Origin of the sequence: Kamptonema formosum PCC 10802 (assembly GCF_000332335.1) — a bacterium.
In the GTDB taxonomy this organism is placed as follows: Bacteria; Cyanobacteriota; Cyanobacteriia; order Cyanobacteriales; family Oscillatoriaceae; genus Oscillatoria.
Genome location: NZ_KB235948.1, coordinates 4,582,338 through 4,594,981, shown reverse-complemented (window position 1 = coordinate 4,594,981; position 12,644 = coordinate 4,582,338). Strand labels below are relative to the sequence as shown.

The following is a 12,644-nucleotide window of genomic DNA, read 5'->3' as shown; positions in this document are numbered from 1 at the left end:
TACCTATTTTAGATTTTAGATTTTGGATTTTGGATGGAAAAAAAGGGCTGGAACGCCTTTTCACCCAGAGTCCAAAGACTATCTATAGCAGCAGTCATATTGGTTAGAACAATATGACTGCTGCTATATCTCATACGGGGGAATGCCCTCAAACGGCTTGCCGGCGGCGTTGAATACGTTACTGGAAAACATTTTAAACCGGCATTCTTTGAGTCGCGCCTTCAACGGCTTTTCGTTCAGGTCAAACTCGTGATTGCCAAAGGTCGCCCAGTCCAGCCCCATTACATTTAAGACTGCAACGAAATGCTTGCCGGCGAGCGGCTCGCCATTCACTTTGGCGGTTCCCAAGGCGGAGGGGCTCAAGAAGTCGCCCGCGAGGATGGTGTGGGTGCGGGGGTTTTTCTGCAGCAGTTGCTTGCGCCGGGTGCCTGAGCGAGCTAGCCCGCCGGCGCAAGCCACCGGCAACCGGGGTGATTTCGCAGAAATCGTTGAATTGCAATAGGGTGATGTCAGCGGTTTGGGCGAGTGCCGGTTTTGCTAGAACAATCGCCAAGAACAGTAAAACTAGAATTATGATTTGCAAAATTCGTTTCATATATGGCTCAGCTCAACTGGGATAATTCAATACTTTAAACCGCCCTCGTGAAGGAACGCCAAGGAAAGAGGGGGAGGAAGGAGGATTTTTTTGCGCTGTTTTTTGGAAAATCAAACGCTGCCGGCGATGCTGCTGAAGTTGAAGGCTCGCACTCGCACGCCAGAAACTAGGCTGTCGCCGTAGCAGTGCGCCGACGCGCTGTACGATTTCTCCCCTCACCAGGGGGGGAGTTGGGCGGTGGCGTCGTCGAATGCCGGTGTGCGCAATGCCGGTGTGCGCCGGTCGCACTCTTGCGGTTCCTGCAGGGGAACCCACTCCGAATCTTCTGGGACGATGCGGGCGAGGTCTTCTGAGGGCCGAATTGCTGCTGCTACAGCCTCCGGTTCCTGTTCTCTGGTGAGGGCTGTTGCGCTGCGGGTGCCGAACCCCCTGGTGACGGTGAGGGCGAACCGGCTGCTGCTAATGTTCTGGCTTATCTGGTTTTCGGAATACCGGCTGAGGGAGGATTCGCCGGCGCTCTCGGCTGACTCTGACTCCCTCCGCTCGGGATTGCTTGATGGCTGACTCTATCAGGGATAGAGCTCGATCTTCAGGCTCGGGCTGTGGGGGCTTCTGAAACTACCATAATAAGCGTTAAAAGTCAAGTATTTTTTCGCCGGCGAGCGGGGAGGGTGACATAGAGCGCCGGTGCCCTGAGAGAGGAATGCCGGCGCTTGTTCAAAATCAATGTACTGCCGCAGTGCCGGTGTGCGCACTCTGGGATTTATAGCAGTAGCCACTTAGATTAGGACATTCAATCTTCAGGGCAGCCAGACGCTGGCCTACGTCTATATCCCAGCAGGAATATGGGTTAGAACAATAGGAGCAGGAGTGGGGGGGTGCAAAAGAGGCCGAAATGTACGAACCTAAGTGCATACTGCTATAGCCCGTCTGGCTGAGATTATTCAGGGATCTCGCTTTGTTGGGCGGCCAAGCCGGCCAGCCTCTCCAGTTCCTCAATAGGCATGCTGTCCAACAGCTGTTTCACTCGCTCGTGGCGAATGGTTTCATGGTAAGCCGCCAGAAGTTGCTCTGACGTCACTCCATACAGCTGGCACCACTTGACATGTTGGTCGAGCCTGATCCTGGGGATGGTTCGCCCATGCTCCCAGTTGCCCACAGTTGTTTCTGTTACGTCGAGAGCAATGGCCACCTCCCGCATCGACAGCTTCCTCCGCTCCCTCAACTCCCTTAAGTCCACAGGTTTCACCGTCAATCCATCACTTCTAGGTTAATTGATTCGCCTCGCAAAATCATTTACCTAAAATACTTGACAAACCTGAATATGTTTAAGTATGCTGGGAAAGGACAAGGCGCTCCCTCTCCTTGCCGGCTGGACAGAGGGCCCAGGAAGGCGTTGCATATTCTGGGGATGAACAACCCCACTTGCGGGGAGAAAGAGAGAGGAGTTTTGCTGGCATCATCTTGTCATAGGGCAACGCCCCCGAGAAAAGATTATTCAGGGCTGTCGCTTCCCTGGGTTGCCAACCGGGCGAGCCTCTCGAGCTCCTCAATGGGCATGCTCTCCAAAACCTGTTTAACCCGCTCGTAGCGGATCGTGTCATGGTACGCCGCCAGGAGTTCCTGGGAGCTAGCGCCATACAGCTGGCACCATTTGGCGTGCTGGTCGAGCCTGAGTTTTGGGATGGTTCGCCCGTGCTCCCAGTTGCGCACGGTTGTCTCTGATATGTCCAGGGCGAGCGCCACATCCCTCAGCGAGAGCTTCTTGCGCTCCCTCAACTCCCGTAAGTCCGCAGCTTTCACTGTCAATGCCTCCCTTTACGGTAATGAACCCACACTCAAAAATAAATTATTAAGTCGCTTGACAGTTGGAAGCAGGTTTGCTATCCTGAAAATGGAAAGGGCGCTCCCACTGCTTGCCGGCAGGACAGAGCGCCCGAAAAGATACAAAAAGCTCATCAAAGTAAAGCAAAGTATCGAGAGGATCTTATCATAATGGCAAAGAATCCGACAACCGGCAGCACCAACAGCACCGGCAGCACCGGCAGCCCCATCGTCCCACTGGCCCATCCCTTGGTTCCCTGCGACATCCGGATTGAGAGGGTTGGGCTGACCAAGCGCGGAAACACCCCCTACATTGTCTATGTGACCGCTAAAGGCCGGTGCTGCACCTTTGTGTCCCACAGCAAATTCCACGAAGTAATGCAGACCTTGCTTGGCATCCAGAAGCGTCCGTCTGGGAAGATACTGGGTTTTGAGATTGAGCGATTGGGCATTAATTTTAACACAGAAGCCGGCAAGCATTTCGTTGCGGAGAGCGAAACGCGGATGTTTCTGGAGCGATACAACCGAGTTGGGCTAGAAGGGTTGAAAGTCACAACGTTCGCCTCCGGCACACTGGTGAAGAATCCCAGCACGAAAACGTCCGCCCGAGTGACTGAAAGGGGATGCAATTGCGAAGACGGGAAATATCGCACCGCTATCTGCAAGCACCGCATTGCGACTCACCTGTACCTGCAGGCGGCGGGATGGGGTTCGCTCGAACAATATCTGAAACATGATTACAGCATCCTGAGCGACGAACAAGTCTTCGCTATGACAGAGGATATGATGGCGGATTTGGGCTTTTGAAGTGAGGTTAGAATTGATTTGGGGGAATTCTTTGTTTGAAAAACCGCCAAGACGGCAAGAGCGCCAAGGGAAGAAGAGAGAGAGTTTCACACATCATTTAGAGGCATTTGGAACTGCTGGAGAGTGGGAGGCTGTACCCAGAGCGCAAGGTCTGGAGGGAGAGGGGGTGCCGGCGGGCCTTGGAAAGATGCTATAATATCGACTTTATTCAATTGCTGTTCAAATTCATAGAAAAGTTAACGTGAACAACATCAGCATAAAAGTCGAATCTGGCGGATTTTACGGCGGCAATCTGGCTCGCATTAGCATCAACGGCATAGAAATCGGGTATGCAAACTACTCGCGCGGCATCAATGTCGCCGCGATTGACCCGGAAAGGGGACAGCCGCTGATAGCCACCACCTTCGACACCTTTGCTGCAGAAACTTCTGAAGTATTGATTCAATTTATCGAACCGCTGCCAGCGGGTATTCTTGTCGCCTTAGCGGTTAAAGAAGAGGCCAACTACAGCTTTTCAGACGCGGCCAAAAAAGCCTGCGAAGCCTTGGGCAGCATCAAAGTTCACCAACTGGCCACCCAAGGCTCTTGGGCGATGATTGGCAAAAAGGGAAATGCGCCGGGAAGCGCCACAGAAGAAGTCTCCTATGGGCCGGCGATCCAGAGGCACACCCTGAGCGTTGCGGAGGCAGCCCCCAGTCTGGGCGTGATTTGCGTGACATCGGGAGGGGGCGATCGGGCTGACCGAACTCAAATTACGCTCAATGGCGCACCTGTGACGGTTGAGGGAAAGTGCCAGCGAGGGCTGAACGTGGCAGTCTTTGATGAAAGGCAAGGCACCGTGCTCGCAGGAGGGACGTTTGACCTGTGGGCCAACCCCAACAGTGCCGACACCCTGGCTGAACTGATTGAAAGCTTGCCCGATGGGCGGATTGTGGCCATTGCCGCTTGCGACGAAGCGAGCTTCAATCTTTCGGAGGCGGCGAAAAAAGCCTGCGAGGCGATTGGCAGCCGGCTGATTCGCCAGCTGGCATTCCGGGGCGAGTGGGCGATTGTCGGGCGCAAAGGTGCTGCTGGCGGGGTGACGGTTGAAAATCTCAGCAATCAAGGCATTTACTGGGGTAGTGAACCCGTGGCGGTGACATTCTGGATTCCACCGGCAGCACCGGCACCACCGGCAGCACCGGCACCACCGGCAGTGCCGGCGGATGAGATTCCAGCTTCCCCAGCAGTGCCGGTGGAGGAAAATCCTATTGCCGGTGCCCCAAAAGAGATAGCGCTAGCGCACAAGTTGCAACCGGCAGACTTGAAGGGCAACAGCAAATTCAGCCATTCAGTGGCCATCAGTGGCGGCTGGGCGATTGCCGGGGCGTCTTGGGCGAGTGCCCAGAGCAAAGAATATGCTGGGGCGGCTTATATCTTTCAGCACTCAAACGGCGCTTGGGAGCAAAAGCACAAACTGCAGCCGGCTGAGTTGCTTGGCGGCGACTGGTTTGGCTCCTCGGTGGCTATCAGTGGCGACTGGGCGATTGTTGGGGCGTCTTGCGCCGGTGCTCCGGGATCGAAACGTGCGGGAGCGGCGTATATTTTTCAATACGAAAGCGGTTCTTGGCAGCAAAAGCAGAAACTGCAACCGGCTGACTTGCAACGGAACGACTTTTTTGGATCGGCAGTTGCGATTAGTGAGGGCTGGGCAATTGTCGGGGCGTCTGACGCCGACGCCCCTGGCAAAGAAAATGTTGGGGCGGCTTATATTTTCCAGTGTTCAAACGGGGTTTGGGAGGAAAAGCAGAAACTGCAGCCGGCTCACTTGCAGCGCGGCGACTGTTTCGGCTCCTCTGTGGCTATCAGTGGCGGCAGGGCGATTGTTGGGGCGATTTACACCGACGCCGCAGGCTTTGACAGTGCTGGAGCGGCGTACATTTTCCAGTGCGAAAGTGGCGTCTGGCAGCAAAAGCACAAGCTGAAAGCGGCTGAGTTGCAAACCGATGAGAAATTTGGCATTTCGGTGGCGATTAGTGGCGACTGGGCGATTGTCGGCGCGTCTGGTGCCGGTGTTCCGGGCCAAGAAAAGGCTGGGGCGGCTTATATTTTCCACTGCGAAAGTGGGCTTTGGCTGCAAAAGCAGAAACTGCAACCGGCTGATTTGCAGGGTGGCGAGCGCTTCGGTTATTCGGTTAGTGTTTGTGACGGCTGGGCGATTGTCGGGGTGGAGCGAGCCGGTGCTGCCGGCAAAGAATATGCTGGGGCGGCTTATCTTTTCCAGTGTGAAAATGGCGTTTGGGAGCAAAAGCGCAAGCTGCAACCGGAGGAGTTGCAGGCGGACGACCGTTTCGGCTCTGCGGTGGCCATCAGTGGCTCGCGGGCGGTGGTGGGAGCCGGTTACGCCCGCACCTCTGGCAAATCCCGTGCTGGGGCGGCTTATGTTTTTGAAGGGGAGGTGCTGTCAGGGGAATCCGGCTCCTAGGTAGAGGGTCAAATCTTGCTGCCGGTGGCAGGTATAGCAGCAGGGCAGGCGTTCCCTCCGACCCTCTAATGTCCTAACCCATGTGGCTAGTGCTATATATAGCACTGGCCAATACTGCTATAGCATTCTCAACTAATGGATGCTTGAGCGTCGTCTAAAGGTTGGCTACTAATGGTGCGAGCGCGATTGGTGCGAGCGCGATCTTCAACATTCTCAAGGCTGGCAAGCTTTTCAGAAATTATAAAATAAAAACGCCAAATTAAAATCACCGCAGAGATTGCTGGGCCTAGAATTAAACCCCACCATAAGCCGATACCTCCCCAACCCAAAGTTAGTCCCATTAAATAGCTTCCCCCCAAGCCAACAATCCAAAAAGCCAAGAGGTTAACCAACATGGGTATGCGGGTATCCTGTACTCCTAGCAAAGCCCCAACAGCAATCATTTGAATACCATAAGTAATTTGGTAGAGCGCCGCCAAGTTGAGAAAAGAAATTGCCGTCTTAACCGCCTCAGTATTATCTGGATTATTGATGTCCAAATAAATGGCCACAAGGCGGTCAGAAAACAGCCATAAAATTAGTGCAACAGCGAACGTAAACATCGCACCAAAAGCAATACTGACAGATGCAGATATTCTGGCACCAAAAGGATTTTCCTCTCCCAGCCTCTGCCCCACTCTCGCCACAGTAGCACAGGTAATGGCGGCTGGAATCACCAGAAAAATTTCTGCTGTCTGGATAGCAATTTGATGGGCTGCTAACATCACTGTTCCCAAATACCCCATCAGCCAAGCTGTGACATTCAACAGTGCTATTTCGGCTCCAAAGTGAATTCCCATAGGCCATCCAGTTTGGAAAATTTTTACAAACATATCCCTATCAAACTGATGCAAATAGCGAAAAAGCTGGTAATGCTTAAAGTTTGTGTGAAAAGCAAGGAAAGCAGATGCGGCTAAGAAATTAACCCAAAAAATGAGGCTACTTGTCCAGCCTATCCCGGCTAAACCAAGGGGGGGAAACCCAAGTTTTCCGAACATCAGCACGTAATTAGCAGGTACATTTAATAACAATCCTGCAACCATAATTATGGTGACAAATCGGGGTTGCTTGATAGCAGAGGCAATGTCTTTTAAAACCAAAACGCCGGCAGCAGCAGGAAAGCCCCAAACAAGGGCCCGTGAATAGGTTTTTGCTAAGAGTGCATTGCTTTCTTCTTGACCCAATAGAAGCAGGATGGAGTCACAATGGCAAGTAAAAAGCATCACGGGTATGGACATGGCAGCTACTAGCCATAGTCCCTGACAGGCGACACGACCTATTTGGTCTGTTTTGCCCGCCCCAAAAGCCTCGGCTGCCATTGCTCCTACTCCCGAGGTAATTCCATAGACAACATACAATGAGGTAGAAAAGGTGATTGCACCTAGGGCACCAGCCGCTAAACTTTGAGTGCCAAGTAAGCCCATCATTACTACATCCACGGCATTGATAGCAGTGTCACATAGTTGAGTAATTACTAAGGGAACTACCAGTCGCAGGCTTTCTAGAGCTTCTGAGAGAAGCTCTGACTTAAATTTCGTTGAGGTGATCTGCATTTTGGCAACACATTTGACTATGGGCGCTGCAAGTGGATAGTTTAAACTCCGGTTGGGAGCCTGATTTCTCAAGCCAAGACCCGCTGATAAAATTGAACGAGTTGTTCTGCTCGTAGTTGGGAATGCCAGCAACGGTCATAAGCGGCGCGAGCGCGTCTCCCATCACTGCGTAACTGCGCTGGATTTCCCATCCGCCGCTCAATAGCTTCTGCTAGCGCTCTGGAATCTCCAATAGGCACTAAATCGGCCCAGTCTTCGCCATCAACCAGCTCTGGAATGCCTCCTACATTCGTAGCAATGAAAGGCCGTCCAGAAGCAATAATCTCAATTAAAGACAGAGGCAATCCTTCCAATAAAGAAGGGAGAACAAACAGCGCACAGCTTTCTATAGATACATACATGTCCTCGACATATCCGTGTAGCACAACCGCATCATCCAAATCAAAAGCCCGAATCAGAGATTCCACTCGATAGCGCTCCTGTCCTTCACCAAATATGTGCAGCGTTATCTTGTTAGCTTTTCTATCAATCATAGTCATAGCAGCTAGAAGGAATTCCAGCCCCTTTTCTTCAGACAGTCGGCTGATGCAACCAATGTTATTGAGGGCAGTATCTGTAATGTCCATCAAAGGCGGGTCCCACCTATTGTCTAAGGGAGGCAAGGAGGGTGGTATTATTTGCAGAGGTTTTTCTGTTCCCCTAAAACGTTGAATGTTCGCTGCTGCCTGACGGGACATAGCGATGGTGCCATCGGCTGCTTTAAGAGCATGGTGTTCGCGATCGCCAACCCACCAAACGGAAGGGGAAGCATTAGTAGTTTCTGTGACTACTACAGGGACTGTCCGAGCGGTTTCCTTTTCTATCCAGGCACAAGCCAAGGATTCAAGGGGAATAAAGTGGACTAGAGTGGGTTGCTCTCGTCGCAGCAGCTCTGTTAGAGCAGCAACTTTCTCCGTCATATTGTTGTAGGAAGCTAGAGAAACTAGCTTGATTCCTTGATGTTCTAATTGACGCTCAAATTTGGGATGAATCGTCCCTTCAGCTACGATTACCTCCACCTGATGTCCCAGGAGTGCCAGAGACAAAGCAGTCGCTACCGTTAGGACTTCAGAGCCTCCCATATGTGTTAACCACTGAGTTGCGATCGCGACTTTCATTCTCTTAACCTTTTTTTCTGCGCCACACACGTTCCACTGCCAAACCCGGTACAATGCGTCGGGCATGCAATTTTACCAACTCGATGTCATCCTGGCTGACCTGGGAAGCATAAATTTCCAAATTTTTCAGTTTTTTCTCAAACTGTTTGCTGATGTCAATAATCTCTGCTTCTGCCGGGCCAATGGCTAGCTGCACCCAGGTTTCAATACTGTCTAGCTCTTCAAAGCCAGCATAGGGAATATCTTCATAAAAAATCACTTCCAGTTCGGGTTTTGCTTTCCATCCTAGAACCGCCTTCAGCAGCAATACATGATCGATATGATTGCCGATCGCCAAAGGTACCCACAGGCGCGTTATATCCGTTTGTTTATCTAAGAATGACTGAATTGTCTCGATACTCTCCACTGCACCGGGGTCTTGGCGGTAATCTGTCACTGTGAAAATGGAGTCCAAATCTGGGTATCCCCGCAGAGTGACATCCCTTAACCCCACCCCCTGGTGCTTGAGACCTATTTTGGCGGCGTAGGCAAGATCCTCAGCATTCCGAATGGCGCTGGCTTCCTCTACCGAAGCTCCCGGTCGGGCGTAGGGGACATATAAACCGCGCTGAAACACGGTGACTAAAGTAGCTGTAGTTTGACTGATATATCCCTTTAGCAGGGCACCACCCAGGGAATAGGCAATATCGTCGGCATGGGCGGAAAGGAGTAAATTCATTGTTTCACTCCTCACCGTCTCTTGCTAATTTCTGACCGATAACAGCATAGAGTTCCTTGGTAGTGCCTCCAGGGGAGACATTGCCGTATTCCTTTTCAGCAGTGACTCTGAACTTCATGTTCGCTAAATCCTTTTTGAGTGCATCCTTGGAAATGTACCGCAGAAGTGTCGGATCGGACAAGGCTTGAGCAACTGCAAAAAAATTGCCGCCTCCCTTTCGTATTGCTCACTTGATGCCCACTCCTTCAACATCCGATAGTAATCGGCATCGTAGGAGAAAATCTGGAAGTATCTACCAGATATCTGACCGTCCCAAGTTTCCATCATCCCATCTTCCTATCGTTACATCTTATAAAATTCCAAAGACATTCCCCCCTCGTAGCTAGCCTCGTTTAACGGGTTCAGACGTTGGTGTGCTAATCCCAACTTCAAGCCCACATCCTCCGCAGCAGCAGCGAGTTCTTCTAAACGATGCAATCGCTGGCGTAGGGTGCGGTAGATTGTTTTCTCAACAGTGCCATCAGGTAAGATCCATTCAAAAATCTGAGTGCTGGTCAGGATGCGCTTATTTTCGTCATAGTTTTCTACAGAGCGCATAGCAGCCGATCTCTTTCCAGATGGCGTTGGCACTTGGTGAACAATACCGAAAAAATACATGGGTTTGGGAAAAGGCTGGGTGGCTGTTGCTATGCGCTGTTGACTCCTTCCTCGTAAGTCCGTGAGGAAACGACCGCCTGGTTTAAGACTGTGGCAAATATTTTTGAGGGTGTAACGCAAACTTGAATCCTCCAAAAAATGCGTGAGAAAATCGTCTACAGCTATAGCGACATCGACAGTGCCCTCATAAAATTGCGCCTGAATATTCAGATGATGCAGATGGATGCGGCGTTGAATTTCACTGTCAAGGCGGGCGAGTTTCTGCTGAAAAAAATAGACCATATCACTGGAACTATCTATGGCATATACTTCGCAGCCATCAGCCGCCAGCGGAATAGCTAACCGGCCCGTTCCACAACCAACATCAAGTACCCGGATTTCCCCTTGTTTAAGAATTGAACGGTAATACTCTACGGTTTCACCGCTATCAGCATCGCCGGAAGCAGAATCGAGCAGCGCTGGCTCATAAAAAAGATGCTCCCAGGGGCAACACAGTTCTTCGCTGACCATTGTATTCTTCTCTTGTACTTCAAAGTTGCACGCGATAGGCTGACCAACCGGGTTCTACCCAGTCTTCCAAATCCATGTAGCGTCGCTCGTAACACCAATTGCAGTCGCCACAAATCGAGATTTGCTGCTCTTGGTGGAAGCGAGCCAAGTGTTCCTGTCGCAGTCCCACCATTTGTTCTCCATTCCAGAAGGTATCGAAATCAACCTCGCCCCAGCGGGCAAAAGTAAATTCCTCTACACCATTGAGATGGTCGCAAAATCCCATCCGACCCCGGGCATTAACATAGAGATATTGCCAAGGATGGATGCACAGCTTTCGCGTCGCCGGAAGGTGTACATCCTCCTCAATCATTGATGCCGAAAGTTCAATGCGTGCCCCTGTTTCCCTAGCGAGGTCGCGCAGTGTTTCCATTTCCTCTCGCACCTCTTTGGTGAAATTCTTGAGGTGAGCGGGGTCTAGTTCGGAGGTTTTGATGGGTTCTAACTTGAAACGGTCAATCCCCAAATCGAGTCCTAGGCGAACGATATTTTTCATCTCAAAAATATTGGAACCACTGGCAGTAAGACAAAAGTACACTTGTTGTTTTGGGTCATATCCTGCCGCCTCAGCGGCTCGCACTAAATGCCGCACATTTGAAAGAGTTTTCTCTAACTTGCCACCAACGCGCAGCTGTTCATACAAGTCTCTGTCTGCTGCATCAATAGATACACCGACTACCACCCCAGTTTCACCCAGTCGTTGCCAAACAGATGGCTTGTTTACGGTGGCATTAGTAATCAGCTTTTTCTTCAGGGGAAATTTCAGGGAATAGTCGAGATAGTCAGCAAAGTTGGGGAGCATTGTACTTTCGCCCCACCCCCGGAGATCTACGAATACGGCATGGGGAAACAGGGTGTCTGCAATCTCCTTGAAGGTTTCCAGGGGCAGCACATCGCCTGCAACGGCAGACTGGCGGCACATAGGACATAGAAGATTGCAGCGATCGGTCAACTCGATATAAAGGGCTTTGGGATACTCGCTACAGTGAGGAGAGGGGTAAGTTTGTTGCTCCGGCTTGAGTTCGACAGTATCAAAACTTAGCATGCGCAATCCTTAGAAAGGTTTTGAATATTTTAGCACATATTGTTGGCTTATCCACAAGATTTTGTCAATTTTTAAATATCCCCAGGTCACACAGTGGATGAAATAATACTGGGTAATCCTGGCTAATCAAAGTTATGATCAATGCTGACTGCCATTTGTGGACGTGAAACCGCGATGGTGCAAATTATGGAGCGCCTATGTTTTACAAGGATAAAAAGGTTTTAGTTGCTGGAGGAACAGGGTTAATTGGCACCCATCTGATCCAGGAATTGCTGAATCGTGGGGCATTGGTACGAGCTACACTTCACAAAAAGCCTGCGCTCATCCAGGACGAGCGTATCGAGTATATCCAGTGTGACTTGACCCAGCGGGATGACTGTTATGAAGTGGTGAGAGGCATGAACCATGTGTTTCTCTGTGCCGCAAATACTTCCGGTGCTGCCGTTATGGCTAACAATCCAGTCGTACATGTCACAACCAATCTTCTGCTCAATTCCCAAATGTTTGAAGCCGCCTGTCTGTCCAAGGTCGATCGCCTGCTGTTTGTCAGCAGCACCACTATCTATCCCCCAGCGGATTACCCGATTAAAGAAGCCGAAGCCTTTACAGGTGATCCATATCCCAGCTATCTGGGGGTGGGCTGGATGAAGCGTTACATTGAAAAATTGGCCCAATTTTACTACCAACGCTATGGCTTCAAAGTCGCTCTGGTGCGTCCCACCAATGTCTATGGACCTTACGACAAATTTGACTTTGAAACGTCCCATGTGCTGCCTGCACTAATTCGTAGAGCATTGGAGAAGCAGAATCCTTTTGAGGTCTGGGGGGATGGTTCGACAGTGCGAGATTTTGTTTATGCCACCGATCTAGTAACAGGAATTTTGGCAGCAATGGAACATTGTGCTACCTGCGATCCAGTCAACATCGGCTCCGGTCAACCTGTAACTATTCAAGAATCGGTAGAACTAATTCTGAAGCTGACTGGGCACACCGTTCTTCCCACTTACGATCCGTCTAAGCCAACAACCATTCCTATTCGCTTAGTTGATTTGACCAAAGCTCAGAAGCTACTGAATTACAAGCCCAAAGTAGATTTTGAAACCGGACTGAAGCAGACAATCAACTGGTATCGCCAGGTGACTGGACGTTGACACTCCTTGGAAATAAAACCACAGCGACTTTTCAATCTTTGATTTCAGTTGCAGGAGCGGCATCTGTAAACTTGATTGAGGGTTA

The 12,644-nt window shown here is 50.9% G+C and carries 13 protein-coding genes; 4 read left to right on the top strand and 9 right to left on the bottom strand.

Features of this window, described 5'->3' with window-relative positions:
* Window positions 1-123: 123 nt before the first annotated feature.
* Window positions 124-459: a metallophosphoesterase family protein gene (locus OSC10802_RS0119975; protein WP_017718541.1), complete on the bottom strand. Its 336-nt coding sequence runs from the start codon at window positions 457-459 to the stop codon at window positions 124-126.
* Window positions 460-832: 373 nt separating this feature from the next.
* Here OSC10802_RS0119975 and OSC10802_RS54655 point away from each other — a divergent pair, with 373 nt between their 5' ends.
* The gene (locus OSC10802_RS54655) at window positions 833-1,159 is read left to right on the top strand and encodes a hypothetical protein (protein ID WP_155968109.1); all 327 of its coding nucleotides are present in this window, start codon (window positions 833-835) and stop codon (window positions 1,157-1,159) included.
* 5 nt (window positions 1,160-1,164) lie between these two features.
* Here OSC10802_RS54655 and OSC10802_RS50385 read toward each other — a convergent pair whose 3' ends face one another.
* The 3 genes from OSC10802_RS50385 to OSC10802_RS40980 form a co-directional block, all read right to left on the bottom strand.
* Window positions 1,165-1,374, bottom strand: a complete 210-nt coding sequence (locus tag OSC10802_RS50385) for a hypothetical protein (protein ID WP_155968107.1) — start codon at window positions 1,372-1,374, stop codon at window positions 1,165-1,167.
* A gap of 161 nt (window positions 1,375-1,535) precedes the next feature.
* A complete protein-coding gene (locus OSC10802_RS40985) occupies window positions 1,536-1,844 on the bottom strand; it encodes a helix-turn-helix domain-containing protein (RefSeq protein WP_082218320.1) in 309 nt (102 codons plus the stop codon).
* Window positions 1,845-2,089: 245 nt separating this feature from the next.
* Window positions 2,090-2,398 carry a helix-turn-helix transcriptional regulator gene (locus tag OSC10802_RS40980; protein WP_017718538.1) on the bottom strand — a complete coding sequence of 103 codons (309 nt, stop codon included), beginning with the start codon at window positions 2,396-2,398 and terminating at the stop codon, window positions 2,090-2,092.
* 192 nt (window positions 2,399-2,590) lie between these two features.
* Here OSC10802_RS40980 and OSC10802_RS44610 point away from each other — a divergent pair, with 192 nt between their 5' ends.
* Both OSC10802_RS44610 and OSC10802_RS0119945 read left to right on the top strand, forming a co-directional pair.
* Window positions 2,591-3,226, top strand: coding sequence for a hypothetical protein (locus OSC10802_RS44610; RefSeq protein WP_017718536.1), 636 nt, complete (start codon window positions 2,591-2,593; stop codon window positions 3,224-3,226).
* 241 nt (window positions 3,227-3,467) lie between these two features.
* Window positions 3,468-5,690 carry an interleukin-like EMT inducer domain-containing protein gene (locus OSC10802_RS0119945; protein WP_017718535.1) on the top strand — a complete coding sequence of 741 codons (2,223 nt, stop codon included), beginning with the start codon at window positions 3,468-3,470 and terminating at the stop codon, window positions 5,688-5,690.
* Between the two features lie 128 nt (window positions 5,691-5,818).
* Here the strand turns inward: OSC10802_RS0119945 and OSC10802_RS40970 are convergent, their stop codons facing one another.
* The 5 genes from OSC10802_RS40970 to OSC10802_RS0119910 all read right to left on the bottom strand — a co-directional run bounded on the left by OSC10802_RS40970 (window position 5,819) and on the right by OSC10802_RS0119910 (window position 11,408).
* The gene (locus tag OSC10802_RS40970) at window positions 5,819-7,282 is read right to left on the bottom strand and encodes an MATE family efflux transporter (RefSeq protein ID WP_044170175.1); all 1,464 of its coding nucleotides are present in this window, start codon (window positions 7,280-7,282) and stop codon (window positions 5,819-5,821) included.
* Between the two features lie 68 nt (window positions 7,283-7,350).
* Window positions 7,351-8,439, bottom strand: a complete 1,089-nt coding sequence (locus tag OSC10802_RS0119935; RefSeq protein WP_198525153.1) for a glycosyltransferase family 4 protein — start codon at window positions 8,437-8,439, stop codon at window positions 7,351-7,353.
* A 4-nt stretch (window positions 8,440-8,443) separates the two neighbouring features.
* Window positions 8,444-9,157 carry a PIG-L deacetylase family protein gene (locus OSC10802_RS0119930; RefSeq protein ID WP_017718532.1) on the bottom strand — a complete coding sequence of 238 codons (714 nt, stop codon included), beginning with the start codon at window positions 9,155-9,157 and terminating at the stop codon, window positions 8,444-8,446.
* 342 nt (window positions 9,158-9,499) lie between these two features.
* On the bottom strand, window positions 9,500-10,324 hold the full coding sequence (locus OSC10802_RS0119915) for a class I SAM-dependent methyltransferase (protein WP_017718530.1): 825 nt from the start codon (window positions 10,322-10,324) through the stop codon (window positions 9,500-9,502).
* A gap of 19 nt (window positions 10,325-10,343) precedes the next feature.
* Window positions 10,344-11,408, bottom strand: a complete 1,065-nt coding sequence (locus OSC10802_RS0119910) for a radical SAM protein (RefSeq protein ID WP_017718529.1) — start codon at window positions 11,406-11,408, stop codon at window positions 10,344-10,346.
* Between the two features lie 197 nt (window positions 11,409-11,605).
* On the opposite strand from OSC10802_RS0119910, the gene OSC10802_RS0119905 reads away from it, so the two are divergent.
* Window positions 11,606-12,559, top strand: coding sequence for an NAD-dependent epimerase/dehydratase family protein (locus OSC10802_RS0119905; protein ID WP_017718528.1), 954 nt, complete (start codon window positions 11,606-11,608; stop codon window positions 12,557-12,559).
* The last annotated feature ends 85 nt before the right edge of the window (window positions 12,560-12,644 follow it).

Excerpts from the sequence above, each read along its gene's own strand:
- OSC10802_RS0119905 (WP_017718528.1), top strand. The coding sequence starts at position 11,606 with ATGTTTTACAAGGATAAAAAGGTTTTAGTTGCTGGAGGAACAGGGTTA.
- OSC10802_RS0119910 (WP_017718529.1), bottom strand. The coding sequence starts at position 11,408 with ATGCTAAGTTTTGATACTGTCGAACTCAAGCCGGAGCAACAAACTTAC.
- OSC10802_RS0119930 (WP_017718532.1), bottom strand. The coding sequence starts at position 9,157 with ATGAATTTACTCCTTTCCGCCCATGCCGACGATATTGCCTATTCCCTG.
- OSC10802_RS0119935 (WP_198525153.1), bottom strand. The coding sequence starts at position 8,439 with ATGAAAGTCGCGATCGCAACTCAGTGGTTAACACATATGGGAGGCTCT.
- OSC10802_RS0119915 (WP_017718530.1), bottom strand. The coding sequence starts at position 10,324 with ATGGTCAGCGAAGAACTGTGTTGCCCCTGGGAGCATCTTTTTTATGAG.
- OSC10802_RS40970 (WP_044170175.1), bottom strand. The coding sequence starts at position 7,282 with ATGCAGATCACCTCAACGAAATTTAAGTCAGAGCTTCTCTCAGAAGCT.
- OSC10802_RS44610 (WP_017718536.1), top strand. The coding sequence starts at position 2,591 with ATGGCAAAGAATCCGACAACCGGCAGCACCAACAGCACCGGCAGCACC.